General features: G+C 66.6%; 25 protein-coding genes and 1 pseudogene. 15 read left to right on the top strand and 11 right to left on the bottom strand.

Going from position 1 to position 26881, the window contains the following annotated elements:
* Nucleotides 1–26 precede the first annotated feature (26 nt).
* On the top strand, nucleotides 27–878 hold the full coding sequence (gene ypfJ / locus AKI39_RS06790) for a KPN_02809 family neutral zinc metallopeptidase (protein WP_066633955.1): 852 nt from the start codon (nucleotides 27–29) through the stop codon (nucleotides 876–878).
* 117 nt (nucleotides 879–995) lie between these two features.
* Here ypfJ and AKI39_RS06785 read toward each other — a convergent pair whose 3' ends face one another.
* On the bottom strand, nucleotides 996–1493 hold the full coding sequence (locus AKI39_RS06785) for an NUDIX domain-containing protein (protein WP_066633953.1): 498 nt from the start codon (nucleotides 1491–1493) through the stop codon (nucleotides 996–998).
* Nucleotides 1490–1765, bottom strand: coding sequence for a hypothetical protein (locus tag AKI39_RS06780; protein ID WP_145925212.1), 276 nt, complete (start codon nucleotides 1763–1765; stop codon nucleotides 1490–1492). Before AKI39_RS06780 ends, AKI39_RS06785 begins: the two co-directional genes overlap by 4 nt.
* A gap of 244 nt (nucleotides 1766–2009) precedes the next feature.
* Here AKI39_RS06780 and AKI39_RS06775 point away from each other — a divergent pair, with 244 nt between their 5' ends.
* The gene (locus tag AKI39_RS06775) at nucleotides 2010–2246 is read left to right on the top strand and encodes a hypothetical protein (protein ID WP_066633949.1); all 237 of its coding nucleotides are present in this window, start codon (nucleotides 2010–2012) and stop codon (nucleotides 2244–2246) included.
* 44 nt (nucleotides 2247–2290) lie between these two features.
* Here the strand turns inward: AKI39_RS06775 and AKI39_RS06770 are convergent, their stop codons facing one another.
* Nucleotides 2291–2539 carry a hypothetical protein gene (locus AKI39_RS06770; RefSeq protein ID WP_066633946.1) on the bottom strand — a complete coding sequence of 83 codons (249 nt, stop codon included), beginning with the start codon at nucleotides 2537–2539 and terminating at the stop codon, nucleotides 2291–2293.
* 345 nt (nucleotides 2540–2884) lie between these two features.
* On the opposite strand from AKI39_RS06770, the gene AKI39_RS06765 reads away from it, so the two are divergent.
* Nucleotides 2885–3982 carry a DUF748 domain-containing protein gene (locus AKI39_RS06765; RefSeq protein WP_066633944.1) on the top strand — a complete coding sequence of 366 codons (1098 nt, stop codon included), beginning with the start codon at nucleotides 2885–2887 and terminating at the stop codon, nucleotides 3980–3982.
* A 60-nt stretch (nucleotides 3983–4042) separates the two neighbouring features.
* Here the strand turns inward: AKI39_RS06765 and AKI39_RS06760 are convergent, their stop codons facing one another.
* Both AKI39_RS06760 and AKI39_RS06755 read right to left on the bottom strand, forming a co-directional pair.
* Complete coding sequence (locus tag AKI39_RS06760; RefSeq protein ID WP_066633942.1) at nucleotides 4043–4327, bottom strand: hypothetical protein; 285 nt, start codon at nucleotides 4325–4327, stop codon at nucleotides 4043–4045.
* A 96-nt stretch (nucleotides 4328–4423) separates the two neighbouring features.
* Nucleotides 4424–4678 carry a hypothetical protein gene (locus AKI39_RS06755; protein WP_066633940.1) on the bottom strand — a complete coding sequence of 85 codons (255 nt, stop codon included), beginning with the start codon at nucleotides 4676–4678 and terminating at the stop codon, nucleotides 4424–4426.
* Between the two features lie 78 nt (nucleotides 4679–4756).
* Here AKI39_RS06755 and AKI39_RS06750 point away from each other — a divergent pair, with 78 nt between their 5' ends.
* Nucleotides 4757–5641 (top strand): EamA family transporter, encoded by an 885-nt coding sequence (locus AKI39_RS06750; protein WP_066633938.1) that lies wholly within the window; start codon nucleotides 4757–4759, stop codon nucleotides 5639–5641.
* 83 nt (nucleotides 5642–5724) lie between these two features.
* Here the strand turns inward: AKI39_RS06750 and AKI39_RS06745 are convergent, their stop codons facing one another.
* The 3 genes from AKI39_RS06745 to AKI39_RS06735 are packed head-to-tail and all read right to left on the bottom strand — an operon-like array spanning nucleotide 5725 to nucleotide 8980.
* A complete protein-coding gene (locus AKI39_RS06745) occupies nucleotides 5725–6939 on the bottom strand; it encodes a hypothetical protein (RefSeq protein ID WP_066633937.1) in 1215 nt (404 codons plus the stop codon).
* A gap of 9 nt (nucleotides 6940–6948) precedes the next feature.
* On the bottom strand, nucleotides 6949–8037 hold the full coding sequence (locus AKI39_RS06740; RefSeq protein ID WP_145925211.1) for a hypothetical protein: 1089 nt from the start codon (nucleotides 8035–8037) through the stop codon (nucleotides 6949–6951).
* A 37-nt stretch (nucleotides 8038–8074) separates the two neighbouring features.
* Nucleotides 8075–8980 carry a LysR family transcriptional regulator gene (locus AKI39_RS06735; RefSeq protein WP_083228667.1) on the bottom strand — a complete coding sequence of 302 codons (906 nt, stop codon included), beginning with the start codon at nucleotides 8978–8980 and terminating at the stop codon, nucleotides 8075–8077.
* A 105-nt stretch (nucleotides 8981–9085) separates the two neighbouring features.
* On the opposite strand from AKI39_RS06735, the gene AKI39_RS06730 reads away from it, so the two are divergent.
* Nucleotides 9086–10528 carry a CoA transferase gene (locus tag AKI39_RS06730; RefSeq protein WP_066633933.1) on the top strand — a complete coding sequence of 481 codons (1443 nt, stop codon included), beginning with the start codon at nucleotides 9086–9088 and terminating at the stop codon, nucleotides 10526–10528.
* Between the two features lie 76 nt (nucleotides 10529–10604).
* A complete protein-coding gene (locus tag AKI39_RS06725; protein ID WP_066633931.1) occupies nucleotides 10605–11591 on the top strand; it encodes a Bug family tripartite tricarboxylate transporter substrate binding protein in 987 nt (328 codons plus the stop codon).
* Here AKI39_RS06725 and AKI39_RS06720 read toward each other — a convergent pair.
* The gene (locus AKI39_RS06720; RefSeq protein WP_066633929.1) at nucleotides 11563–13596 is read right to left on the bottom strand and encodes a helix-turn-helix domain-containing protein; all 2034 of its coding nucleotides are present in this window, start codon (nucleotides 13594–13596) and stop codon (nucleotides 11563–11565) included. The two genes, AKI39_RS06725 and AKI39_RS06720, sit on opposite strands and share 29 nt — an antisense overlap.
* Nucleotides 13597–13800: 204 nt before the next feature.
* Between AKI39_RS06720 and AKI39_RS06715 the strand changes: the two genes are divergently transcribed.
* From AKI39_RS06715 to AKI39_RS06675, 9 genes and pseudogenes are all read left to right on the top strand, one after another.
* Complete coding sequence (locus AKI39_RS06715) at nucleotides 13801–14592, top strand: SDR family oxidoreductase (RefSeq protein ID WP_066633927.1); 792 nt, start codon at nucleotides 13801–13803, stop codon at nucleotides 14590–14592.
* A gap of 57 nt (nucleotides 14593–14649) precedes the next feature.
* A complete protein-coding gene (locus AKI39_RS06710) occupies nucleotides 14650–15897 on the top strand; it encodes a branched-chain amino acid ABC transporter substrate-binding protein (RefSeq protein WP_066633926.1) in 1248 nt (415 codons plus the stop codon).
* 17 nt (nucleotides 15898–15914) lie between these two features.
* Nucleotides 15915–16856, top strand: coding sequence for a branched-chain amino acid ABC transporter permease (locus AKI39_RS06705; protein ID WP_066633925.1), 942 nt, complete (start codon nucleotides 15915–15917; stop codon nucleotides 16854–16856).
* 3 nt (nucleotides 16857–16859) lie between these two features.
* A pseudogene (locus AKI39_RS06700) lies at nucleotides 16860–17771 on the top strand (branched-chain amino acid ABC transporter permease); the annotation flags it as partial.
* Nucleotides 17772–17830: 59 nt separating this feature from the next.
* Nucleotides 17831–18586, top strand: coding sequence for an ABC transporter ATP-binding protein (locus AKI39_RS06695; RefSeq protein WP_066633923.1), 756 nt, complete (start codon nucleotides 17831–17833; stop codon nucleotides 18584–18586).
* Entirely contained in the window at nucleotides 18583–19305 is a 723-nt protein-coding gene (locus AKI39_RS06690; RefSeq protein ID WP_066633922.1) for an ABC transporter ATP-binding protein, read from the top strand. The genes AKI39_RS06695 and AKI39_RS06690 overlap by 4 nt, the downstream gene beginning before the upstream one ends.
* An 85-nt stretch (nucleotides 19306–19390) precedes the next feature.
* Entirely contained in the window at nucleotides 19391–20365 is a 975-nt protein-coding gene (ku, locus tag AKI39_RS06685; protein WP_066633920.1) for a non-homologous end joining protein Ku, read from the top strand.
* A 2-nt stretch (nucleotides 20366–20367) separates the two neighbouring features.
* Nucleotides 20368–22989 carry a DNA ligase D gene (gene ligD / locus AKI39_RS06680; protein ID WP_066633918.1) on the top strand — a complete coding sequence of 874 codons (2622 nt, stop codon included), beginning with the start codon at nucleotides 20368–20370 and terminating at the stop codon, nucleotides 22987–22989.
* A 222-nt stretch (nucleotides 22990–23211) separates the two neighbouring features.
* Nucleotides 23212–24213: an alpha/beta fold hydrolase gene (locus AKI39_RS06675; RefSeq protein WP_066633915.1), complete on the top strand. Its 1002-nt coding sequence runs from the start codon at nucleotides 23212–23214 to the stop codon at nucleotides 24211–24213.
* On the opposite strand, the gene AKI39_RS25715 is transcribed toward AKI39_RS06675, so the two are convergent.
* Nucleotides 24147–25103, bottom strand: coding sequence for a c-type cytochrome (locus tag AKI39_RS25715; protein WP_083228665.1), 957 nt, complete (start codon nucleotides 25101–25103; stop codon nucleotides 24147–24149). The genes AKI39_RS06675 and AKI39_RS25715 overlap by 67 nt on opposite strands.
* A gap of 8 nt (nucleotides 25104–25111) precedes the next feature.
* Complete coding sequence (locus tag AKI39_RS06665) at nucleotides 25112–26881, bottom strand: GMC family oxidoreductase (RefSeq protein WP_066633912.1); 1770 nt, start codon at nucleotides 26879–26881, stop codon at nucleotides 25112–25114.

Below are 26881 nucleotides of genomic sequence, written 5' to 3'. Positions count from 1 at the left end.
CGCCCGGCGGTGCGAAGGAGAAGCTCATGCGCTTGGACGATTCGCCTGAAAGCGAAAATGTGGAAGATCGGCGTGGAATGGGAATGCGCCTTGGCGGCGGCAAACTCGGCATAGGCGCGATCATCCTGGCCCTGGTGGCGATGTACTTTGGCGTCGATCCGTCCGTGGTGCTGCAGGTGCTGCAGGACCCGGCGGGCCAGCAGGCCCCCGCCACCGCCACGGCGCCCCCCGCCAACGACCCGCAACGACGCTTCGTCGCGAAAGTGCTGGGCGAAACGGAAGAGACCTGGCAGGCGATTTTCCGCGACCATGCCAAGCGGTCCTATGTCCCGCCCAAGCTGGTGCTGTACACCGGCGCGACGAATACCGCCTGCGGCACCGGACGCGCCGCGATGGGGCCCTTCTACTGTCCGGCCGACAGCAAGGTCTACCTGGACCTGAGCTTCTTCGACGACATGAAGCGCCGCTTCCAGGCGCCCGGCGATTTCGCGCAAGCCTACGTCATCGCGCACGAAGTCGGGCACCACGTGCAGCATTTACTGGGCATCTCCGAACGCGTGACTTCGCTGCAGCAGGAAAACCCGCGCCAAGCCAACGCGCTGTCGGTGCGCCTGGAACTGCAGGCGGACTGCTACGCCGGCCTGTGGGCCAAGCAGGCCGACAGCGCCCGGCACATCCTGGAATCCGGTGACGTGGAAGAAGCATTGAACGCCGCCAGCGCCATCGGCGACGATCGCCTGCAGAAGCAAAGCCAGGGCTATGTGGTGCCGGACGCGTTCACGCACGGAACGTCGGCGCAACGGGTGCGCTGGTTCAAGCGCGGGCTGGCCAGCGGCGATCCGCGCCAGTGCGATACCTTCAGCGCACAGGCGCTTTGACCTCGATGTAGCGCCAGCGGCTTTCCTGCCGCGCCGTTCGGGGCGCCGCGCGCAACGGCCCGGTCACCCATCCCGCCGGGCCCGCGTCCGCCAGGCCTGCCTCTTCCCTGCCTCGCGTCAAAGCAGCTGGAAGCCCGCGCCGGCACGATAGCGGCGGAATGCTTCCACGGTGGCGCGCACGTGCGGCATCATGGGCGGAAGCGGGTCGGCGTCCAGGCCGATCCATCGCAACTCCGGCGTTTCGAGCGGATCGGCGCGCATCTTGCCTTGGAATTGCCGGCAGTGAAACAGCACGGCTTGATAGTGGCAGACGTCGCCATTGGGCAGCGTCACGATCTCCACCTTCGGGTCGGACGCATGTCCGAAAGGATGCAGGGCGCCTGGGACCAGGCCGGTTTCCTCTTGGATTTCACGCCGCGCCGCTTGTTCGGCGGATTCGCCGATTTCGATGTGCCCGCCCGGCAATCCCCACATACCGGCAAAGTCGGCGCGCGCATGCAGCAGGATGGCGCCGTCCGGCTGTTCCAGCACGATACGCACGCATGGACACAATAAAGGCCGTGGCCCGACCAGGGCGCGCAGCTGTCCCAGTGTGGACTGGGAAAAAGCCGTCATGACGCAGCCAGACGCGCTCCCGCCAGGCCGTCCACGATTTCACGCCCATAGGCCACGGCCGCATGGACGGCCTCGGCGGGGCTGTAAACGAATCCGCCGTCCATAAAGCGTGGAATAGGATATTCGTCCCCGTCCGTCGGTTGTAGCGAGGCAGGCGCCACGCACACCACCGCGCGGAACACGGGCGCGCCGCCATCCACCGGCGGCGGTAGATCGCGCGCCACCTTGGCGGTCAGGCGATAGCCCTTATAGACGTCGTTATTTCGATGCACGCGTTCTCCCCTATACGAAGTTGCCGAACGAGCATACCCCCGTTGCATGACATGTCGCGGAATGTTTTGTAACCACAATATGACAAAAAGTTAACCCGGGTTTTCCCGGCGGCCCTGCGCGCATGCCGCCTCGTGGACCGCATTCGCATGCCGCTTTTGCCCAGCGCGCGGGAATGCCGCTTGCGCAAAGTCGGTTTTTTGCAACGCGCCGGCGGGCCCCCTCGCCGCGCATAGGGAGGCGGCCATGTTGACCCAGGAACAACTACAACTGCTTAAACAAATTCACGCTGGCGAGCACACCATTGATGAGCTGCGGGCCAGGGAATTGATGGAGCAGGGGCTGGTCGCGCAGCGGGAAGGTGGCTTGGCCGTGACACCGCAGGGCCGCAATGCCTTGGGGTTGCGCGAGGGCTTCGGCGACGCGATCGTGGACGCGATGCTGCCCGGCGAAGGCGCGCGGCAGGCGGAGGAAAAGCACTGAAGCGGGGCTGCGCGGATGCGGCACAGGGCGCTGGCGGCCGGGAGTCAGTCCTTGAGCGCCGCGATCACCGAATCACGCATCGATTCGAAGCCGGCCACGTATTGCTGGCTTTCCGAGCGGGCAAGCAGGCCGGCGTAATTCTGTTCCAAGCGAGCTTCGACGGCCTCGCGCAGGCCAGGCGAGCCACGCGCGATATGCAGCACGCACAGCAGCGATGCCGTGAGTGCGCTGATCTGGCCGCCCTGGTGGGCAATGGTTTGCGCGATCAGCGCGAGTTTTTCGTCGGTGTCCATGGACGCTCCTCGATGTTCAATGGCTGTCTCCCGAACGCAAGGACGATGCGCGGGAAGGCGCGTTGGCGATGTCGGCATGGAAGCCATCGCGGGCATTGCAGGCATGCGAATCAATGCGGCGATACGCGCCACTGCCGCCATTGTCGGCCAAGCGGCGCATGCTAGCACGGCCCTACGCCGACACCCCGTTCCATGGTCATCCGTGCAGCATGGCGCGCATGCCGACTCCGCCATCAGGATAGGCTTGCCGTCTTTCCGCTATAAGGCCAACATCGCTCTATAAAGTCCAGGTCGCACCGGCGCCGCCGAATACGCCGCAGCCGCGCAAGCACAGAACAGATCCCCATGACCAAACCGGCCAAAATCATCCTCCTCGCCGTCCTGCTCATCGTCCTCATCGCGGTCGGCGCCCTGCATATCGCGTCGCGTCTCGTGATCAGCCGCATCCAGGACATCATGGGTGACAAGGGCCACGCCGCCCACATCGACGTGGGTTGGACGCGCATCGTGCTGCAGGATGTGGAAATCGGCGCCCCACCCGACTGGCCCTCGCGCCAGACGCTGCGTGCGGCCCGCGTCACGCTGGAGCCGGACTGGCGGGCCCTGCTTTCGGATCGCATCGACATTCGCCGGGTGGAGGTCAGCGACTACTACCTGTCCATCCTGCGTTCCGCGGACGGCAGCCTGCAGATCCTGCCGACGCTGCGCCAGCGTGCCCGCGAACGCGCCGAGGCCCGTGGCGAAGCGACCGAGGAGCAAGGCCATCCCAAGCGCGAAACCGCCGTCGGCCTGCTGGTGCTGGACAAGGGACGCCTGGATTTCTTCGACGGCCGCATCGCCAAAACGCCGTACCGGGTCCCTTTCGAGAACGTCCACGCCGAAATCGGGCCCCTGCATGCCCCTGCCAACGACGAACACACACAGATAAAGATGAAGGGCCAGATGGTCGGCAAGCAGCGACGCGGCACCGTCACCGTCGACGGCTGGCTCGCCCTGCCCAGCCACGACACCGATATGCGCACCACGACATCCGGTGCCGACGTAGGCCTGCTGGCGCCGTATCTGCAGAGACACGCGCCATCCCTCCTGGCGGCGGGGCAGCTGGACCTGGACATGACGACGCACGTTCGCGATCAGCGCTTGTCCGCGCAGGGCAAGGCCAAGCTGCGCGACCTGGAATTCAACAACAGCAGCAGCTTGAGCACGCTGCCGCGCAGGGCCATCATTGCCGCGCTCGAGGACCGCAAGGGCGAGGTCAGTTTCGAGTTCACCCTGCAGGGCAGCTTGAAGGACCCCAAGTTTTCGCTGACGGACGACCTTTCCACTCGCATCGTGGGCGGATTCGCCAAGGCCGTGGGCGTCAGTGTCGAAGGCGTGGCCGAGGGCGTCGGCTCCGCGGTCAAGGGCCTGGGAGGCGCCATCGGCGAATTGCTGGGCAAATGAGGCTGCTTGATCCGGGGCGGACGACCGCGGTCGGGATCGTACGCGGACGGTGTGGCTGCGTCAGGCCACCCAGCCACCGTCAGGCGCGCTGGGGCCCGGCATGGGGACGCCCTCTCCCTTTCCCTTGTCCGGCTTGGCCGGCTGCGGCGGCACCGGCGCCCCCACGGGCGGTTTGCCGGGACCGGGCACGGGGTCCTTGGGCGGGATGTCGGGATTTTCCGGCAGGCCCGGATCGATGGGCCGGAGCGGATCGACAGCGTTGATGCGCTCGACGGCATGGACACGATGGGCTGCCCCGAGGCGATCGACCGGTCGCACGGGACCGATGGGCGGAATGGAATTCATGGTGATCTCCTTGGCCTCGCCATGAGGCGCGCGTCTTTTACGCAAACGCTATGCCGTCGCCATGCTCCTGCCATGACCCTCAACAGTTGACAAGGCCTAGGGCGCGGCCCCGGCCGCGTCGACATAGGCCCTGGCTCGCGCGGCCGCGGCGGCGTAGGCGGCGGCTTCATCGAGGAATATGTACTGCGCCCGTCTGCACAGATAGGCGGGCGCACCGAGCTTGCCGTCCGGGCCGGGCGCGGCGATCGTGATGGTTGTCATATAGACGCCGGTATCGGATTCGGCCGGCACCCGCTGGATGTCTATCGTGATCCGATGGTCGCGGTATTCGAACGATTCGGTATCGCGCATGAGCCCCCCTGTGCGCCGGCGGGTGCCGGCTTGCGCAAATATAGGACAATCAAGGCTCTGTTACATCATGGAGCCGCAATGCCGCCCCGCGATCTGGCCTTGGCCTTCGTCGTCATTCTTGCCTGGGGAATGAACTTTGTCGTCATCAAGGTCGGCCTGAACGGTATTCCGCCCATGCTGCTGGGTGGCCTGCGTTTCCTGCTGGCCGCCGTTCCGGCGATTTTCTTCGTCAAGCGCCCCGCCATCCCCCTGCGCTGGCTGGCGGCCTACGGCGCGACGATATCGTTGGGGCAATTCGCCTTCCTGTTTACCGCCATGGCGGTGGGCATGCCGGCCGGCCTGGCCTCGGTGGTACTGCAGGCCCAGGCCTTCTTCACGGTGGCCTTGAGCGCGCTGCTGTTGCACGAACGCTTCCGCGCGCACAATGCCGCGGGATTGATCGTCGCGGCCTGCGGGCTGGCCTTGATCGGCGAGCAAGGCGGTGCCGGCATGACGCTGATGGGCTTCACCCTGACATTGTGCGCGGCGCTGATGTGGGGCCTGGGAAATATCGCCACCAAGAAGGCCGGCAAGGCCGACATGCTGGGGCTGGTGGTCTGGGGAAGCTTGATACCGCCGATACCTTTCTTCCTGTTGTCCTGGTGGCTGGAGGGACCGGACCGCATCCACGCCGCGCTGGTGTCGGTGCATGGCTCGTCGGTGTTCGCGGTGATTTACCTTTCCTTCATCGCCACGCTGGTCGGCTATGGGCTATGGGCGTGGCTGATGTCGCGCCATCCTGCCGCGCAGGTGGCGCCGTTTTCGCTGTTGATCCCGGTCATCGGATTGGCGGCGGCGGCGGGCCTGCTGGGAGAAATCCCTACACCGCCGCAGATCGGAGGCGCCCTGCTGGTGATGGCCGGACTGGTGATCAATACCTTTGGAGGGCGCCGCCGCGCGGCGCGCGCCGACCGGCCGGCATAGCGGCGGTCGGCACGCGCCCGCTTAGGCGCGCGGTGCCTCCTGGCGTATATGAAGCGCTTCGGCGATGAAGCGCTTCGGCGGGCTTACACCGGCTTGTTCTCTTCCGATTTCGCCGTCGAGCTGCCGGTCGAACTGACGGAATTCGATCGAGACCCAGACTGCTGCGAGACGATTTCGTGTCCACGACGCTGTCGCAATCTCGACGCTATGTCGACAAGTCCCTGGAAACGCTTGTCCACCCACTGCGTGACGCGCCCCGGCCAGCGCTTCTTCACCTTGGAAGCCGGAGTGATGCCGGAGTCGGTTGAATCAACGTTCGATCCCTTGTCCGATGGCTGCGCGGCAACCATGGGCAAGCCACTCGGGCCTGGCGCGCCGTTGTTCGTAACCTCGACAGGAACAGGGCCAGGAGAATTGTGTACGGAGCCGGTGGAGGCCCTGCGCGAATCCGACGCGCCATCCAGCCCTGTCAACGCAGCCGGCGCCGAGCCGATACGCTGACGGCCCTGTTGAGGGACCACCGCAGCTGCGTCGAACCCGGGCTTACCGGAGGACGGCGATGACACCGTTATATCGGGGATGGGCGGCTGGGCCGCGGCAGCGATGTCGTTCCCATTCGGACTGCCCGCATTCGCGCCGGGCTTCGGGTCGGTGGGGACCAGGCGCAACGCCTGCGCCTTCTGCGTGATGGCCTCGGCGGCCAGGCGGGCCTGTTCCTGGGCATGAGCGGGGTCCCCGGACGCCGGGCGCCAGACGACGCCGTCGTGGCGATCCGCCGATTCCTGCTGGAAGCGGGCCAGCAGATTCGCGAGATCCTTGGCAGCATTGGCGGCATGCCCGTTATCGTCCGGCCCGGCGTTTCCGATAGGGAGCTGGCCCAGCGAGGCATTGCGCGCCAACACCAGGCCCTGGAAAACCGAAGGCGCATATTGCACTTCGGGCGAAACGCCGATCTGCTGCGCCCCCGCCGTCAGTTCTGCCTCGTTCACCCACAGGCCTAGCGCGGCCGCGCCCTCTGGTAGCGGCGTCCCCGCCGGCAGCAGGTTCACCACCAGTGCGTTGTTCTGCTTGGCCCGATCGCGAAAGTGATCCAGCAACGCCTTTCCGATGTCGGTGCCGTCTATCACGCTCATGATATCGGCAAGCCGTTCACGGTGCGGCTTGACGGTTTGCGCGAGATAGGCCTCCAGATGACCGTCTAGATCGTCCAGTTCCGGCTTGGGTGGGCGGTCGGGAGGCGCGGTTTCCTGCGTGGGCACAAAATTGGCAGGCGTGGCATTGACTGTTTGGACGGTCATGATCTCTCCTTAGCGCGTGGGGTGAGTGGTGTCGGAGCGCGGACGGGCCGTATTCGTATCCGTCTTCGCGCTGTTTATCTCGCGAAAATTCCTGATGGAGTGCGTACGCTTGTGACGGCTCGTCTTTGGATCCGTGGCGCCCTTGATGATGGGCCGATCGGTTTGCTCCACGGGTTGCTCGATACCATCCGGTTCGCGCCGGCGAAGCACGAAATCCCGGAAGGCCTGGACCTTCCGTTCGGCCCAGCGAAACACACGGCGCGCGCCGCCGGGACCAATGCGGTGTTCTTCCTGCGGCGAGCCATTGGTTTCGAGGGACGAAATGCCCGTGGACCCAGGCGGCGGTTCGGTGACAGCCGCGTAGGGATTGGCGCCGCCCGTCGATTGCCTGCGGAGCACGGCGTGCTGCTCCGAACGGCCCGGCACGGTCGGGTCGATGGCCGCGGCCTTCGACCTGCTCGCCGCGGCGGCCTCCAGTTCCTGGCGGAAAACCGCCGCCGTGGCCTCCGGGTCCATCGGCACGTCCAGGACATCCATCCCCGACGTGTTGGACTGCCCATTCTGGCCATGCAGCGCGAGGAAATTCCGGATCTGCGTCAAGCGCAGCACGACGGCCGGCGCATGTTCTTCTTCGGGCGACAGGCCGATTTCCGAAGCGCCCGCGGTAAGCGCGTCCTGGCTCAGGAAAAGGCCCTGCGGGTTGTCGGCCTCTCGCCCTGGGATTTCGCCAGGGTCCGCGAGGTCCAGCGACGGGTATTTGCCCTGCGCGGCAAGCGTACGGAAGTCGTGCAGCAATTCACGACCTCTCTGCGTCCCCTGGATGACGCGGAGGATATCGACGATTCGCTCCCGATACGGCGTTGCAGAGAAAAAGAGCGTTGCCAGGAGCAATCCTCCTCCCAGGGAATCCAGTTCCTGCTCCGGCGGACGGGACGGGACGCCCGCCCCGCCAACGATGACGGAAGAATCTGTCGGTCCTCCTACTTGCACCATAAGGCCTCCTCCATGAAAACCGGGGCGAGCCGCCCTGACCCCGGTACGTGGAGTTATGAGGACGCGCGTTCCGCTTTTCTGACAGCGGAAAACCCGTATTCCCACCGGGAGCTTCTTGGAAGGCGCCAGCCGGCGCGACGCTCTATCCCCGCGCCATCGACAGGGGCCGTGCCGCATCCAGGAAGCACGCCAGGGCGGGGTTGTCGTCATCGCGGCGCCAGGCCAGCGAGATTTCCTGGCGCAGGGATTCCGTCTTGTCCGACAGCGGGATGTAGCGCACCTTGGGATGGATCAGGGACGCGAGATTGCTGGGGATGAGCGCCACCGACAGGCCCGCGGCCACCAGGCACACCACGCTCGCCACCTGGGCGCATTCCTGTTCGATGCGTGGATGGAAGCCGGCGGTCGCGCAGGCCGAGATCAGCTGCGCATGCGCGGCCGGTACCTTGTCGCGCGAGAACGCGACGAAGGAATCCTGCGCCAGTTCGCGCAAGGCGATCCGCTTGCGGCCGGCCAAGGGGTGGTGCAGGGGCACGGCGGCCATCAGGCGGTCGTATTGATGCAGCCGTGTATGGATCATCGCCCCTTCCTGCGGCAGGGGCGTACGCAGCAAGCCAACGTCCAGCGAACGGCCCTTCAACTGGTCAAGCTGGTCGCGCGTGGTCATTTCGACGACGCGCAGGCGCACCTGGGGATACAGGCTGCGGAAGCGGCCGATCAATTCCGGCATGAAGCCGTAGCCGGCGCTGCCGATGAAGCCGATGGACAGCTGCCCGATCTCGCCGCCGGCCGCGTGCTGCGCGCGCTCCACCGCGATGCGCTCGTATTGCAGCCATTGATGGGCTTCTTCCAGGAAAACGCGGCCGGCCGGCGTGAGCGCGACCGAACGCTTGTTGCGCAGGAACAGGGGCGTACCGACGTAGACCTCCAGGCGCTGGATGGCCTGGCTGAGCGGGGACTGGGCAATGCCCACGCGCTGCGCGGCGCGGCCGTAGTGCAGTTCTTCGGCGACGGCGATGAATTGGCGCAGGAGTCGGGCGTTCAGCATGGGGTGGAGTCAAGACATTTCCTGTCTTACAGACCCCGCAATCATATATTGGACGCAAGGAATGCCGCGCCCTAGACTTTCCGTCCCTTCCCTGCGAGAGCCGAGATGCCCACTTTATCCCCGCTGGCCGAAGAGGCCTGCCGCGCCATTTCCGCCTTGTCCGCGCCGCACCAAACGCTGGACGCCGACCCCGCCACCCGCCTGCGCTTTCACGGCGCGGCGCCGGCCTTCGATACGCCGCACAAGCTGACGCTGGCCGCGGCCAGCGCGATCGGCGTCTACGCATTGGGCGTAGAGCAATGGTGGCGCATGGCGCGCGGGCAGCACCAGACCATCGGCATCGACTGGATGCAGGCGGCCTGCTCGCTGAATCCCGGCCATTTCCAGACGCAGAGCGGCTATTCGCTGCCGGCCCTGTCGCTGCTGACCGAACTGAAGGCGGATTTCTACCGGACGGTCGATGGCCGCTGGTTCTTCCCCATCGGGTCGTATCCGCACCTGCGCGATGGCGTGCTGGACCTGCTGCAATGCGCGAATACCGCCGAAGCCCTGGGCGCGGCGATCGGCCGGCGTGAGGCGGCGGAACTGGAAGAGGCCTTCGCGCAGCGCAAGCTGCCCGGCATCCACGCCCGGTCGCGACAGGAATGGCTGGCGCATCCGCAAGGCGCGATGCTGGCGAACCTGCCGGTGATCCAGGTGGAGAAGATTGCCGACAGCGAGCCCGAACCTGCCGGCGCCACCGCATTGCCCACCGATACGCGCGCGCTGCAGGGCCTGCGGGTGCTGGACCTGGGCCATGTGATCGCCGGGCCGGTCGTCGCCCGTTCGCTGGCGGAACACGGCGCCGATGTGCTGCGCGTGACCTCGCCCATGATGCAGGATCCGTTTCGCCAGACCGTGGACACCAATATCGGTAAGCGCTCGGCCTTCCTGGACCTGGACCGGGCCGTGGACCTGCAGCGGACTCGCGGGCTGATCGCCGGCGCCGATGTGGTGGTGCAGTCCTGGCGGCCGGGCAGCATGGCGCGACGTGGCCTGGGCGCGGAAGAAGCCGCGCACATCCGTCCCGGTGTCATCTACGTCAGCGTCAGCTGCTTCGGCGACACGGGCCCCTGGGGGAATCGCGGCGGCTTCGAGCAACTGGGCCAGGCGATCAGCGGCGTGTCGGTCGCCGAGGGCGGCGGCGGCCGTCCGCGCATCGTGCCGACGTATCTGCTGAACGACTATCTGACCGGCTATCTGGGCGCGGCCGGCGTCATGATGGCGCTGATCCGCCGCGCGCGCGAAGGCGGCAGCTATCACGTCAAGGTATCGCTGGCGCGGACGTCGATGTGGGTGCAGGAACTGGGCCTGGATCCCGCCTTCGACGCCGCCAAGCCGCGCCGCCACTTCGCCGAAGCGCTGACGCCGGTGCTGGAAACGCGCCAGTCGGCCTACGGCCCGCTGGAACAGCTGCCACCGGTGGCGCGGTTTTCGCGCACGCCGGCGGGCTGGACGCTGCCGCCCGCGCCCAATGGCGCGCATGCGCCGGAATGGCTGGCCGCCTGACCGGCGGGACAAGACGCGAAAATACCTGTTGCTCACACTTCCACTTCAATTAGCAAGGTTCGAGGAGACAAGAAGAATGGACCATCGATCAGGCATCGCGGCGCTGTGCGCCGCCCTGGCGCTGCCGCTCGCGGCCGGCGCCGCACAGGCCGCCGACGACTATCCCAGCAAGCCCATCACGCTGATCATCGGCTTCGCGCCCGGCGGTCCGACGGACGCCATCGGGCGCGTCCTGTTCAAGAAGGTGTCCCAGGAACTCAATACCCCGATCATCATCGAGAACAAGGCAGGCGCCGGCGGCAACATCGGCACGCAGGAACTGATGCGGGCCAGGCCGGACGGCTATACGCTGATGTACGGCACGTCGTCCGTCACGACCGCGCCCCCGCTGTTCGACCGCGCCGACCTGGATCCGCGCAAGGCCTTCGTCGCCGCCAGTTGCTCGGTCAACGTGCCGTTGATCCTGCTCACCCCGGCCAAGATGAACGTCGCCACCGCCGAGGATCTCTACGCCGCGGTCAAGGCCAATCCCGGCAAGTACTTCATGGGCTCGTCGGGCAACGGGTCCATCGATCATCTGGTCGGCATGGATATCGCCAACCGGCTGGGCCTGAACTTCCAACATGTCCCGTACAAGGGCAATGGCCCGGCGCTGACCGACCTGGTCGCCGGCAATACCAGCTTCATGTATTCCGGCTCGTTCAACAGCGCCCTGCCCTTCATCCAGAACGGGCAGGTCAAGCCACTTGCCGTCACCTCCGGCAAGCGTTCGCAGGCCCTGCCGCAAGTGCCCACGCTGAGCGAAAGCGTCAAGGCGCTGCAGGGCTTCGATGCGGGCACCTGGCAGATACTGGCCGCGCCGCGGGGCACGCCGGAGCCCATCCTGAAGAAGCTGGACGCCGCGCTGCAATCCGCGCTGAAGGATCCGGAGGTCATGAAGAGCCTGCGATTCCAGGGCGCGGAGCCGATGGACAAGGACCCGGCACAATGCCAGGCGTATATCGCCAGCGAATACGAGCGCTGGTCCACGACGATCAAGCGGCTGGGCCTGAAGGGAAACTGAGACCGTCCGGCCGCTGATCGGCGCCGACGCCAATATGCCACAGGCGCAGGGCGACGTGAATTTCCAGCGCACGGCTGCCGTCGCGCCAGGTGCCGATCAGCGCCTCCGCGCTGGCCAGCCGCTGCCGGACGGTATTGACGTGGATGCCCAGCATGGAAGCGATCGTGGTGGCGTTCTGCTGCTGGTCTAAATACGCAAGCAGGGTCGCCGCCAGTTCGGTCCCGCGCTGGCGGTCCTGTTCGATGAGCGGACCGACGGTCGAAGCCAGGAAGGCGTTCAGGCTCGCGCGATCCTGCGTTTCGAACAAGACGGAATACAGGGCGATTTCGTGTTGCTCGACGATACGCCCGCCCATGCCCAGCCGCGCGACGATGGACAGCGCGCGCCGCAACGAGGCATACAGGGCCGGTATTTCGGCCGTGCCGCGCACGGGCCGCGACAACACGCCCCGGTACGCATCGCCCAGTTCGCGGCGGGCAAACTCGCCGACGGCCTGACGCACTGCCGTTGCCTGTTCTGCCGCGCACACCAGGGCCAGCACGCCGTCGACTTCATCCAGGACCAGCCCAGGCAGCGCCAGGGTGCCGCGCGCGCGCCGCGCCAGGGACAGGGGCTTGGGCCGGTCCGACTCCACCAGCATGACCGTCAGCGGCCGCGACAGGTCCAGGCCGAGACGGTCGGCGTCATCGCGCGTCAGCGCAGGTTCGCCCTGCCTGGGCGAAATGAGCGATCGCAGGAACTCCGATACGTCGCGGCGTTTGCTGGCCTCCATGCGCTCCTGCGACAAAAGCACGATGCCGATGACGCTGGAGCTTCTTTCGAAGGTCCGGATGGAGATGTCGCGCATGTCCTCGTGCCGGAACAGCAGGACGGCGCCAAGGACATCGTCGCCTCCGATCACGGCGATCGCGCGGCAGATCTCGCCATCGCTTTCATAGGCGATGGTGGAGCGGCCGGCCCGCCGGCTGTCTTTCAGCGATCGGGCCAGCGCCGCGCCGTAGGGGCCGTAGGGGCCGTAGGCGTCGGCCGCCCCGCCCGTGTAGCCGGGCGCCGCGGCGCGCGCGATGACATGGTGCGCTTCGTCCAGCACCAGGATGCCGCCCTGCAATAGCTGCGCGACGGCCTGGCACAGTTCTCCCAGCGTCGCGCCCCGGGCGAGCAGCGAGGTCAGGCGTTCATGCGCCTCGACGGCATCCTGGACGTCTCGCGCGCGCTGCTCCAGTTCCGCGCGCGCCAGGCCGGCCTTTTCGAGGGCGGACCGCGCATCCGCGAAGGCCTTGGCATTGTTGATGGCCACGGCCGCGTGAGTCGCCAGCGTGCACAGGATGGAGACATTCAGCGCCGTATGGGTACGGTGGTAGCGATCGGCGACGAAAAGCAGGCCGATGACGCTGTCCTCCCAGATCAAGGGCGCACCCACGAGCGCCGCCACCCCTTCGTCGCGAAAAATATCGTCCAGCTCCGGATCGTGGATGAAACGGTTGTCATGCAGGTAATCCGGGGTGGCAAAAGGCAAGCGCGTGGACATGACCACACCCGCCACCCCGAGCGCGCGCTGTGCCGTCATCCTGCCCGTGCGTTGGGCAATGGCGCCGTCGGCCACCACTACCTTGAATTCGCCGATGTCGGCGTCGTAGATGGTCAACCAGCACAGGTGGGCGCGCAGGAGATCCCTGGCCCGTATCACGATCGCCTTGAGCAGCTCGGACAGATCGAGACGGCTGGCCAGGTCCTGGGCCGATTCGATGACCGCCAGCATGCCGCGTTCGCGCTGTTCGTGCTGTTCCAGGCGGTGGCGCAGGCCCATCGCCATCCGCGCAAGCTCGATCAGGCCGCTCTTGCGTGGGAAGGCATCCGGCAGGGCCTCCAGGGCAGCCAGACGGGCGGCGAAGTCGTCCGCAGGCGCGTTGGCGTGCAGCAACCCGACCAGGTCGGCCGCGATCGCCCCCATGTCCGGGCCTGCCGCGGAATCCGGACGGATGCCTATGTGTCTTTTACGTTCCATGGACTACCCGGATGGCACCGGCGACCGGCCGGGGCCAGGGCGCCGGGGCCGCCGAACCCACCGCGCCCGCGCGACGATGCCGCCCCGGGGAGTGCGAACATGATATCAACAGGACCATCCAGATGTGCACTACGCACATACACGTCGTCCCGTGCTTCCCCGACACTATCCGTATCCAGGAATCCGGGAGACAAGCACGTGCCCATGGGTATCATCGACTCGCTGCGCCCGCCGCCAGGCCTGCGCGTTCTCGTTACCGCCGGCGGATCCGGCATCGGGGCGGCCGTGGCGCTGGCTTTCCGGGAGGCGCGCGCCCGGGTCCATGTCTGCGACATCGATCGCACCGCCCTGGGGCGGCTGACGGCCGACGCGCCCGACATCACGACCAGTACGGCGGACGCCTCCGTCGCCCGCGACGTGGACACCGTCTTCGACGACGTGGCCAACACGCTGGGCGGCCTGGACGTCCTGGTCAACAACGTAGGCATCTCGGGGCCGACCGGCCCCGTGGAGCAGTTGCAGCACGGCGACTGGGACCGCACGATCGATGTGAATCTGAACAGCCATTTCTATTTCGCCCGGCGCGCGGTTCCGCTGCTGAAGGAATCCTCCGGCAGTCCCTGCCTGATCGCCATGAGCTCCGTGGCGGGACGGCTGGGCTACGCCCTGCGCACGCCTTACGCCGCCACCAAATGGGCGATCGTCGGCCTGATGAAATCCCTGGCGATCGAGCTGGGCCCCCATGGCGTGCGCGTCAATGCGATTCTTCCCGGCACGGTGGAAGGCGACCGCATGAACGGCGTGATCGGTGCCCGCGCCGCGGCGGCCGGCGTGCCGGTGGAGGCCATGCGCGAGGAATACCTGCGCAAGATCTCGCTGCGGCGCATGGTCACAGCCGAGGACGTCGCTGCGCTGGCGCTGTTCCTTTGTTCGCCGGCGGCGCGCAACATCACCGGGCAGGCGATCAGCGTGGACGGCAACGTGGAATATCTCTGATCGCCCGGGCGGCGCCCCGCCGCCACCGCATTTCCACTTAAAAACAAGGAGACAACCATGCACAAGCTCGACATTCAGGCCATCGCCATCGCTTCCGCGCTGGGTGCTTGCGCCGCCATGCCCGCTTCGGCCGCGCCCGTCAAGATCGGCCTGGTGGAGACCCTTTCCGGCCCGCAGGCCTCGACCGGGCAGGCGTACCGGTCGGCGGTGCGCTACGCCATCGACCAGGTCAACGCGGCCGGAGGATGGAACGGCGAACCGGTGCAACTGCTGGAATACGACAACCAGGGCGGGCCCGCGGGCGCGGCGGACAAGCTGAAGGGAGCCGCCGCCGACGGCGTGCAGATCGTCGTGCAGGGCGCATCGTCGGCCATCGGCGGGCAGATCACCGAGGACGTGCGCAAGTACAACCTGCGCAATCCCGGCAAGGAGATGGTCTATATCAACGTCGGCGCCGAAGCCTTGGAGCTCACCGGCGAGAAATGCAACTTCTACCATTTCCGCTTCGCCGGCAATGCCGATGTCCGTACGAAATCCCTGGTGGAGGGCATGAAAAAGGCCAACGCCCTGGGGACCAAGGTCTACGCCATCAACCAGAACTACTCCTGGGGCCAGGACATGGAGAAAGCCATCGTGGACGACCAGAAGGTGGGCGGCTACAGGGTGGTCGAAAAAACGCTGCATGATGTGAACCGGATCCAGGACTTCGCCCCCTACGTCGCCAAGATCGCGGCTTCGGGCGCCGATACGGTCATCACCGGCAACTGGTCCAACGACCTGCTCCTGCTGATGAAGGCATCCAAGGCCGCCGGCCTGAAGGCGCGCTATGGCACCGTGTACCTGGACCAACCGGGCAACCTTGCCAACGCCGGCGAGCTTGCCGTCGGCAATTTCGTGGTGCACACCTTCAACGCCGAGGCCGGCGGCGCCGATGCGGCCCAATTCGTCGACGACTACAAGGCCAAGACGGGACACATCCCGGTGTTCGTCGAACCGCAGACCTTCTACGGCATGAAGATGGTGGCCGAAGCACTCCGGCAGACCCCGGCCAGCAATGGGGCGCTGAACGTCAACGCGTTCGCCAAGGCCCTGGAAACGGCGCGCATCCCCACGCCCATGGGTGAAATGAGCATGCGCGCGTCGGACCACCAGGCCCAGCTGCCGATGGTGGTTTCCACCGTCACGCGCGATGCCAGGTACAAGGTCGACGGAACCGACATGGGCTTCAAGCCCGTCCTGCTGCTGTCGGCCCAGGACGCCTCCACGCCCGCGCAGGCCAGCTGCAAGATGAAACGGCCCAACTGATACGCGCGCGCCTCCCCATGGAAGCCATACTCTTCTCGCTGCTGAACGGCGTCATCTATGGACTCCTGCTCTTCATGGTGTCCGCCGGCCTGACGCTGATCTTCGGCATGATGGGCGTGCTGAACTTCGCGCACGCGTCCTTCTACATGCTAGGCGCCTACTTCGCCTACGCATTGCAGGGCGCGATCGGCTTCTGGCCCGCGCTGATCGCTTCCCCCCTGCTGGTCGGCCTGGTCGGTGTCGTGGTGGAACGGTACTTCCTACGCCGCGTGCATCATCACGGCCATGCCCATGAGCTGCTGCTGACCTTCGGCCTGTCCTTCATCATCACCGAATCGATCAAGCTGGTCTTCGGCAATTATCCCGTCGACTATCGCGTGCCCGCGTCGCTGGATTTTTCCGCCTTCAGCCTGGGCGGCAGCCAGTATCCCGCCTACCGGCTGCTGATGGGCGGCATCGCGATCGCGATGTTCGTCGTCATCTACGCGGTGCTGACGCGTACCCGGGTCGGCATCGTGGTGCGCTCGGCCATCCACCGGCCGCGCATGGCCGAAGCGCTGGGACATAACGTACCCCTGGTTTTCATGGGGGTTTTCGGCGCGGGCGCCGCGCTGGCCGGCCTGGCCGGCGCCGTGGCGGGCGCCTTCTACACCACCAATCCCAACATGGCGCTGGAGCTGGGCGTGATGGTCTTCGTGGTGGTCGTGGTCGGCGGCCTGGGATCCCTGGTCGGAGCGATGCTGGCCTCGCTGCTGATCGGCATCGTCACCTCGATGGCCGTGGCGGTGGATGCCAGCCTGGCGGACCTGTTCGCCTGGTTCGGGCTGGGAGACTGGGCGCGCGGGATCGGCGGCCTGATGACGCTGAGCCTCTCCAGGCTGGCCGCCACCCTGCCCTTCGCCATCATGCTGGTGATCCTGCTGGTCCGGCCCGGCGGTCTCATGGGCGAGAAGGAGTAGGGCATGAAGAAGAACCTCCTGGGCTGCCTGGCTGGCGTCGCCGTGCTGGCCGCCCTGCCTTTCCTGCTATCCCAAGGGCTGCTCAACGCGGCCGTGCAGATGCTGATCGCCGCGCTGTTCGCCAGCGCATACAACCTTCTGTGCGGCCAGGCCGGGATGCTGTCCTTCGGCCACGCCGCCTATTTCGGCGTCGGCGCCTTCGCCACCGTCCATGCGATGAACGCCCTGGGCGGCGCCGGCCTGCTGCCCACCCCGCTGATGCCGCTGGCCGGCGCGGCGGGCGGGCTGGCCTTCGGGGCTATCGCCGGCTGGTTCGCCACCCAGCGCAGCGGTACCTATTTCGCCATGATCACATTGGCCATCGCCGAACTCGTCCATTCGCTCGCCCCGCACCTGAAGGGAACATTCGGCGGCGAAGCGGGGATCTCGACCATGCGCATGCCGGCCTGGGGGCTGGACTTCGGCTCGACCACGCAGGTGTACTACCTGACCCTCGCCTGGGTGCTGCTGGCCATGGCACTGCTTTACCTGTACACGCGCACGCCATTGGGCAGGCTGACGCTGGGCCTGCGCGAAAACAGCCATCGCCTCGGATTCCTGGGCTACAACGTCCATGGACTGCGCACCTTGGTATTCGCCATCTCCGCGATGTTCTCCGGCATGGCGGGCGGACTGCAGGTACTGTCCAACGAGTCGGCCAACTACGTCGTCTTCGACCCGGCCCTGTCGGCCGCCGCGGTCCTCAATACCTATATCGGCGGTATCCAGGTCTTCCTCGGTCCGGCCTTCGGCGCCTCGCTGATGACCTTCTTCGGCTATGCGCTTTCGGACCTGAGCCGCGCCTGGTTGTTGTACCAGGGCATCCTCTTCGTGCTGGTCATGATGTTCATGCCCGCCGGCCTGGTCGGTCTGGTCCATCGGCCGCGCCGCCCGACACCAGCGCCCGCGGACCGGCAGCATGGGAAGGAGATGGTATGAACGAACCGATCCTGAGCCTCGGCGGCCTGCGCAAGTCCTTCGGCATGACGGAGATCATACGGGGCGTGGACCTGCAGGTGCGCCAGGGGGAACGGCATGCCCTGATCGGCCCCAACGGCGCGGGCAAGTCCACCGTCTTTCACCTGGTGTCCGGACAGCTGGCACCGACGTCCGGCAGCATCCGTTTCGAGGGCCGGGAGATCGGCGGCCGCTCGCCGCAAGCCATCAACCGCCTGGGCCTGGCGCGTTCCTTCCAGATCACCAATATCTTTCCCCGGCTGAGCACCTTCGAGAACATCCGGCTGGCCGTGATGCGCGCGCACGGCACGCAATACGTGTTCTGGAAATTCATCGACCGGGACCGGCGCATCCGGGACGAAACGGAACGGCTGCTGGAACTGGTGCGCCTAACGGCCAAGGCATCGGCCATAGCCGGAGAGATGGCGTATTCGGACCAGCGCTCGCTGGAGATCGCGATGACCCTGGCGTCCGATCCGCGCCTCGTGCTGCTGGACGAACCCATGGCCGGCATGTCCCATGAAGAAACGGCATACACGGCGCAGCTGATCCGGGAAGCGACCGCGGGACGCACCCTGCTGATCGTGGAACACGACATGGACGTCGTGTTCGCGCTGAGCGACCGCATCAGCGTCCTGGTCTATGGGGAGGTCATCGCCACGGGCACGCCCGAGGCCATCCGCGCCAACGCGCGCGTGCGCGAAGCGTATCTGGGCAACGAGGTGGCGGCATGAACGAGATGGAAACGCCCCTGCTGGACGTCGAAGACCTGCACGCGCGCTACGGCAAAAGCCACGTGCTGCACGGCGTGAACCTGCGCGTGGCGCCGAACGAAGTGGTCAGCCTGGTGGGCCGCAACGGCTCGGGACGCTCGACCACCATGAAGACCATCATGGGATTGGTGGCGCCCGCGTCCGGCTGTATCCGGCTGCGCGGCCGCGACCTGGCCGGCGCACGCCCCTACGCCATTTGCCGGGCGGGCATCGCCTACGTGCCGGAAGAGCGCGAGATCTTCGCCAACCTTACCGTCGATGAAAACCTGCGCATGGGCGAGCAGCCGCCCGTCGCTGGCGCGCCTCGCTGGACGATCGCGCAGATGTTTGACTATTTCCCGCGGCTGAAGGAGCGGCGCGATACCAAGGCCGGCAGCCTGTCCGGCGGCGAGCAGCAGATGCTGACCATCTGCCGCTCGCTGCTCGGAAACCCGCTGGTGATTTTGATCGACGAGCCCACGGAAGGCCTGGCGCCCCGCATCGTCAGCCAGGTCGGCGAATGCATCGCGGATATGCAGCGCAAGGGCGTATCGGTGCTGCTGGTGGAACAAAAGCTGACCATCGCGCTCAAGGTCGCGACACGCGTCTGCGTGATGGGACACGGCCGCATCGTCTTCCAAGGCAACCCGGCGGAGTTGATGGCCAACGACGCCGTCGTCTCGCAATGGCTGGCCGTGTGACGCGATACATCTGGCATGGTAGTTGCTACGCCTGAGTAAACGGCGCAGGCGGCCTGGCGCGTGCGCCATGAAAACAGGAGCTGCCATGGCCTCGTCCACTAGAACGATCTGGAAAGGCGCGATCTCGTTCGGCCTGGTCAATATCCCGGTCGGATTGCATACCGCCGCCGTCGACTCCGGCGTGGATTTCGACTGGCTGGACAAGCGCACCATGGACCCGGTGGGCTACAAGCGCATCAACAAGCGCACCGGCCGCGAGATAGATCGCGAGAACATCGTCAAGGGCGTGGCGTACGAAGACGGCCAGTACGTCATCATTTCGCCCGAGGAGATCGCCGAGGCCTATCCGCGCACGACGCAGACCATCGAGATCCAGCGCTTCGTGCCGGCCGATCAACTGCCCTTCGTTTACCTGGAGCGCCCCTATTACGTCGCTCCCATCAACAAGGGCCAGAAGGTGTATGCGCTGTTGCGCGATACGCTGGCCAAGACCGGCAAGGTCGGCATCGCCAAGGTCGTGATCCAGACCAAGCAGCACCTGGCCGCCCTGGTGCCGACGGGGGATGCGTTGGTGCTGAACCTGATGCGCTGGGGCGACGAGGTGAAGGCCATGGACGACCTTGAACTGCCGGCCGCGGGCGCCAAGGCGCTGGCCGCCAGCCCGCAGGAACAGAAGATGGCCAAAATGCTGGTGGACGACATGTCGGGCGACTGGAATCCCGACGACTTCAAGGATGAATTCCGGCATGCCATCATGGCGCTGGTTGAACAGAAGGTGAAGGCCGGCAAGACCGAGACGGTGATCGAGCCGCAAGAGGAAGCCCCGAGCATGGGCGGGGATAACGTCATCGACCTGACCGAACTGCTGCAACGCAGCCTGAAGGGCGGGCACGGTGCCGGCAAGGCGGTGGCGGAGAAAACGGGCGGCGAGAAGAAGAGCGCCCCCAGGAAAGCCGCCGCCAAGACGAAATCCGAGGCGAAATCCGGCGCGAAAACCGCCTCGAAGTCCAGCGCCAAATCCGCCAGTAAATCCGGCAGCCGGACCCGCAAGGCGGCTTGATCATGGCCGACACGCTTGCGAAGTACCGGCAGAAGCGCAATTTCGACGTCACGTCGGAACCGGCCGGTGGCGGCAAGGCCAATGCCGCGGCGCGCGCCTTCGTGATCCAGAAGCACTGGGCCACGCGGCTGCACTACGATTTCAGGCTGGAGCTGGATGGCGCCATGAAAAGCTGGGCGGTGCCCAAGGGCCCCAGCTACGACCCCGCCATCAAGCGCATGGCGGTCCAGGTGGAAGACCATCCCATCGCCTACAACCAGTTCGAAGGCGAGATTCCGAAAGGCCAGTACGGCGCGGGCAAGGTCATCATCTGGGATGAAGGTACCTGGCAGCCGGTGGGCGATCCGCGCAAGGGGTATCGGGATGGCCACCTGAAATTCGACCTCATGGGCGCGAAGATGCAGGGCCGCTGGGCGCTGGTACGGCTGCATGGCAAGGAAAACGAGCGTCAGCCGCCGTGGCTCCTGATCAAGGACCGCGATGAATTCGCCCGCCCGGAACAGGAATTCAGCGTGGTCGACGAAATGCCCGACAGCGTGGTGCCGCTGCGTGCGCAGCGCAAGAAGGCGCTGGCCCGTGCCGCGGACACGGGCACGGCCGGGAAGGCGCCGAAGACCGGGAAGACCGCGAAGACCGGGAAGACCGAGAAGGCCGGGAAGACCGAAGAGGATGGTCCGGCGCACAAACTGCCGGGCGTGGCGCGTGCAGTACCCGCCACCTTGAAGCCGCAGCTCGCCACGCTGGTCGATGGCGTGCCGCCCAATGTGGCCGACTGGATCTACGAGGTGAAGTTCGACGGCTACCGCATCCTGGCCCGCCTGGACGAGGACGGGCCGCGCCTCTACACGCGCAATGGCCACGACTGGAGCCGCAAGATGCCGCACCTGGTCCAGGTGCTGGGCAAGCTGAAGGTGCCGGGAACCTGGATCGACGGCGAGATCGTCGTCCTGGCCGACAACGGCGCGCCCAGCTTCCAGGCGCTGCAGAATGCCTTCGAAGGCGAGCGGACGGGCGACATCGTTTTCTATGCCTTCGACCTTCCTTTCGTGGCGGGCCGAGACCTGCGCGAGGAACCGCTGACGACGCGTCGCGCGCTGCTGGAGCAGTTGCTCGGCGCCGCGCCGGACGGCCCCGTGCGTTTCAGCGCGGCCTTCGACGCGGCCCCGCAGGAGCTGGTGCAATCCGCCTGCAAGATGGGGCTGGAAGGGATCATCGCCAAACGCCGGAACGCCGGCTACGTGTCGCGGCGCTCGGATAGCTGGCTCAAGATCAAATGCGCACGGCGACAGGAGTTCGTCATCGTCGGATATACCGATCCTGCCGGCAGCCGCACGGGCCTGGGTGCGCTGCTGGTGGCGGTGCATGATGAAAAAGGCGGCTTGCGCTATGCCGGCAAGGTGGGTACCGGTTTCGATACGCGCGGGCTGAACGAGATGGCGAAGAAGCTGCAGGCCATCGAGATCGAGGAACGGCCCCTGCCCCACCAGGCCGATATGCCGCGCCGCGCGCATTGGGTCAAGCCCGAGCTGGTGGCCGAAGTCTCGTTCGGTGAATGGACACAGTCGGGCCACATACGGCATTCCGTGTTCCGCGGCCTGCGCACGGACAAGCCGGCGCGCGCCATTACCCGCGAAGCGCCGGTACCCGCCGAGGCCGTCGCCGCCGCCGCGGGCAGCGATGCGGAAACGCCACCCCTCCAGGCCCCCTCGCGGCAAGCCAAGGCGAAGAAGGCTGCCACGGTGAAAGAAAAGCCAGGCCGCCTCTCCAATCCGGATCGCGTCATCGATCCGTCCACCGGACTCACCAAGCTCGATCTCGCCCGCTACTACGGCCTGGTCGCGCCGCTGCTGCTGGACCACCTGAAAGGCAGGCCCGTATCGCTGGTGCGCGCGCCGGGCGGCATACAGGAACCCTTGTTCTTCCAGAAGCACCTGGAAGCCGCCATGCCGGGCGTCAAGGCGCTGCCGCAGCGGCTGGACCCGGGCCACCCGTCGCTGCTGGAAGTGCCTTCCGACGTGGCCATCATGTCGGCCGCGCAGATGAATGTGGTCGAATTCCATACCTGGAATGCCGTCAAGAGCGCGATCGACAAGCCCGATCGCATGCTCTTCGATCTGGATCCCGGCGACGGCGTGAAATGGCCGGCCATGCAGCAGGCGGCCGGACTGGTGCGCGTGCTGTTGCGGGAGCTGGGCATGCAGTGCTGGCTGAAGACCAGCGGCGGCAAGGGCCTGCATGTGGTGGTCCCGCTGCGCAAGCAATACGGCTGGGACGCCATCAAGGGGTTTTCCGAGGCCATCGTCCGCCACCTGGCCCGGACACTGCCCCAGATGTTCGTGGCGAAAAGCGGCCCCAAGAATCGGGTGGGCAAAATCTACCCGGACTACCTGCGCAACGGCTTTGGCGCGACGACGGTGGCCGCGTGGTCGGCGCGCGCCCGCCCCGGCCTGGGTATCTCGGTGCCCATCGCCTGGGACGAGCTGCCGGAACTCAACAGCAGCGCGCAGTGGACGATCAGCAACGCCCACACCCGCCTGGATGCCGGCAACGCCCCCTGGGCGGACTACCGGCCGCAGTCCGTGGCCGCCGCGATGAAGACGCTGGGCTACGAGCCGAAAGGCTGAAGGCTGCTTGTGGCCGTATATGGCCGTATCTGGCCGCCTGGCGGGCCATCGCCAGCCGGGCATGCACGGGCTAGGGCTGTGCTCCGTCAGGGCCTCGGGCGGGTGGGCTCCGCCAAAAAGCGCCGCCCATGGTCCCGTACACGCGCGATCGCGCCCCCCTGCAGCGCCGGGGCATGTGATTTGCACGCGGCGGCGGTCCATCGGCGGAATCGAGGCATCGGCATGTACGCGCAAACGGAACGGGGACCGGACGACATCGCCATCAAGCGCGGCATGGCTCGCGCGGGCATCCTGCGGCTTGCCTATGAGGACTGGGGCGATCCCGCCTCGCCCGTGCTGCTGATGATCATGGGCCTGGGGGCGCAGATGGTACTGTGGCCCGACGCGTTCTGCCGGGAACTGGTGAAGGCGGGCCTGCGCATGATCCGCTTCGATAACCGGGACGTCGGCCTTTCGGACCGGGTGCAAGCGGACACACGCGGGCCTTCGCTGTGGCGCCTGATGCTGCGGGCGCAGTTCGGCCGGGCGTCGCGCGTGCCCTACTCGCTGGTGGATATGGCCCGCGATACCGCCATGCTGATGGATGCGCTGCATCTGCAACGCGCCCATGTCGTCGGGGCCTCCATGGGCGGCATGATCGGACAGGTCCTTGCCGCGACCCAGCCGGACCGCGTCGCTACCCTGACGCTACTGTTCTCCAGCACCAATCAGCCCTTGCTGCCACCGACTTCGCCCGCTCTGCTATGGAAGATGCTGCGCGGCCCGCCCCCTGACGCCGCCATGCCGCGGCAGAAGGCGCACGCGAAAGGGATGCTGCGCGCGCTGGGCACGCGGCGCTATCCCGTTCCCGAGGCGGAGCTGGACCAGGTCGTGGACAGCATGGCCCACAGGGGCTTCGATGCCGCGGGGGTGCGCCGCCAATTGATGGCCGTGCTCGGCACGGGCGACCTGCGCCCCTTCTGCGGTTGCATACGCAGCCCCACCCAGGTCATCCATGGAGAAAAGGACCGCATGCTGCCGATGGCCGCCGGCAAGGCGCTGGCGCGTGCCATCCCTGGGGCAGACCTGCACATCGTCCCAGGGATGGGACACGACCTGCCGCCGGCGCTTTGGCCTTTCCTGGTCGACCTGATCGTGAGCCACGTCGCCGCGGACCTTCAGCGGCCCGTTCCGCTACCGGACGGCCCCGTGCCCGATCCGCCGCCTCCCCCGCCCGGACCCTGAGCGCCGCCGGTAAGCGGTGCGCCCTGCTCGGCGCCCACGCCTCGGGGCGCGGTGGGCCCGGCCTGGCTGGGCGAAGCCTGGGCGGCGCCCTTGACGGCGCGATCGCGGATCGCCGCCGTGTCGGCGTCGTAGCGCGCGGGCGGCGGCAATTGCGCCAGGTAGGCGGCGACGGCCTCGATGTCCGCGTCGCCAAGCTGTTGGGCGATGTAGGGCATTTGCCCCGTGGGATCGTTGCTGCGCGTGCCGCTCTTGAACTCGCGCAGCGCCGCGGCCAGGTAGCCGGCGTGCTGCCCCGCCAGGTAAGGATAGGTGGGCGGCTCGCCAGCCCCGCCGGGGCCGTGGCAATTGACGCAGCCCTGCACGCGCAGGGCGTCGTCGCCCAACATGAACAGCGTCTCGCCGCGCTTGTGCGCATCCGGCGCCAGCGCGGGCGCGGCGCCTCCCACAGGGGTTGCGCTTGCGGCCGGCGTGCCGGCCGCCGCCGCGTTACCACCCGCCGCCGCGGCGCCCGCGGTTCCCATGTCGGCGTAGTAAGCCGACACGGCGGCGCGCTCGTCCTGCGCCAGGCCCTTGGCGATAGGCGCCATGATGGGATTCTGCCGGCGGCCGTCGGCGTAGCTGTCCAGCTGCGCCTGCATATAGCCGGCCGATTGGCCCGCCAGGCGCGGAAAGCCGCTGGCTGCATTGCCCTCGCCCTGCGCGCCATGACAGGTCACGCAGGCGATCACACCCTTGCCCGGGTTGCCGCTGGTGGCGATACGCTGCCCCGCGCCGGCATCGCCCGCGCCAGTCGCGGTGCTCCCCGCAGCGGTCTGCGCGCAAGCCGGCGCGCATGCACAGGCTATCGCCAGCGGCAGTACGGCTCTCGATAAGGAAACTGGAATGTTCATGGGCCACCTCAGGCATTCATCAGCGGAGCCGGCGATTTCAGATAGCGCGACACGATGGCATCGGCGGCCCAATAGGCCAGCGCGCCAACGGTACCGGTGGGGTTGTAGGAGGCGTTCTGCGGGAAATTCGAGGCGCCGATCACGAAAAGGTTGTGCAGGTCCCAGCTTTGCAGATAGCGGTTGACCACGCTGGTCGACCTGTCCTCGCCCATCACCGTGCCGCCCGTATTGTGGGTCGTCTGGTACTGCGTCACGGTATAAGGGCGCTCCCGCGCCCCGCCATGCACCTGCTTGCCGCCCATGGCCTTGCCGATTTCCAGCGCGCGATCGGTCAGGAAGCGCGACATCTTCAGATCGTTTTCGTGGAAATCGAAGGTCATGCGCAACAGCGGCAGCCCCCAGGCATCGCGATAGGTCGGGTCCAGGTCCAGGTAGTTCGCCCGGCAGGACACGGAACTGCCATGGACATTGAGCACGGAGGTGTGGTTGTAGTGGCGGATGACTGCCTTTTTCCATTCCGACCCCCAGCTGGGCGTGCCGACCGGCGTCGGATGGAACTCGATGGGCCGCCCATGGCTCATGATTTCGCCGATATAGGCGCCGCCGACGAAACCATGCGGCCCATGATCGAAGTTGTCCGAAACGAAATCGGACACCACCGTACCGCAGGCGCCGGACCGCATATACGGATTGATATTGACGCTGGTGTCGTAGAAGATCTGAACCGCGCTCATGGTCTGGTAGGCATAGCCGCGCCCGACCACGCCTTTTCCCGATACGGGATCGTAGGGTTCGCCGATGCGCGACAGCAGCAGCATCCTGACGTTGTTCAGCGCGAACCCGCCCAGGATGACCAACTGCGCCGGCTGTTCGAACTCGCGGCCCGCCGCATCGACGTAGGTCACGCCGGTGGCGCGCTTGCCGTCGCTCGCCACGTTGATGCGCAACACCTGGCACTGCGTGCGCAGCTCGAAGTTCTTGTCCTTCAGCAGCACCGGCAGCAGTATCGTCTGCGGCGACGCCTTGGCGAAGTGCTCGCAGCCGTAGCGCTCGCAGAACCCGCAAAACATGCAGGTGTTCAGCGTCATGCCTTCCGGGTTGGTGTAGGGCTGGCTCAGGTTCGCCGACGGCTGCGGATACGGATGGTATCCCAGGCCGGACGCGGCCTTCCTGAACATGGCCGAGCCATAAGGCTCCTTCATGGGTGGCGTGGGGTAATCCCGGGCACGCGGGTCCTCGAAGGGATTGCCGCCCTCCACCTTGCCCGACTTCAGGTTGCCGGCCTTGCCGCTGACGCCCAGCAGATATTCAAAGCGGTCGTAGTAAGGCTCCAGCGTCGCGGCGTCGACGCCCCAATCCTGCACGAACAGGTCCTCCGCCGTGAACTTCGCGCCGTAGCGTTGGGTGGTCAGAGTACGCATGCGTAGGTCGGTATCCTGGAAGCGATACGTTTGCCCGTTCCAATGCACCGCCGCGCCGCCCAGGCCGGTGCCCGGAAGAAAGCTCTCCCAGCGCCGTATGGGCAGGGCCTCCTCCCGGATGCTATTGCGGAAGGTGACGGCTTCCTTGGTGTTGTCCTGCATAAGCGCCTTGCGCACGGAATAGCGCAGTTCGTCATGCATATGCGGTCCCTGGAAATCCGGCACGGTAGAGCGCGGTTCGCCGCGCTCCAGGCCGACCACGCGCAGGCCGGCCCGCGTCAATTCCCGTCCCAGCATGGTGCCGACGAGGCCGACACCGATGAGCACTGCGTCCGTTTCCGGTAGTTTGGTAGCCAT

This window comes from Bordetella sp. H567 (assembly GCF_001704295.1).
Classification (GTDB): domain Bacteria; phylum Pseudomonadota; class Gammaproteobacteria; order Burkholderiales; family Burkholderiaceae_B; genus Bordetella_C.
This window is presented reverse-complemented; position numbering and strand designations above follow the sequence as displayed.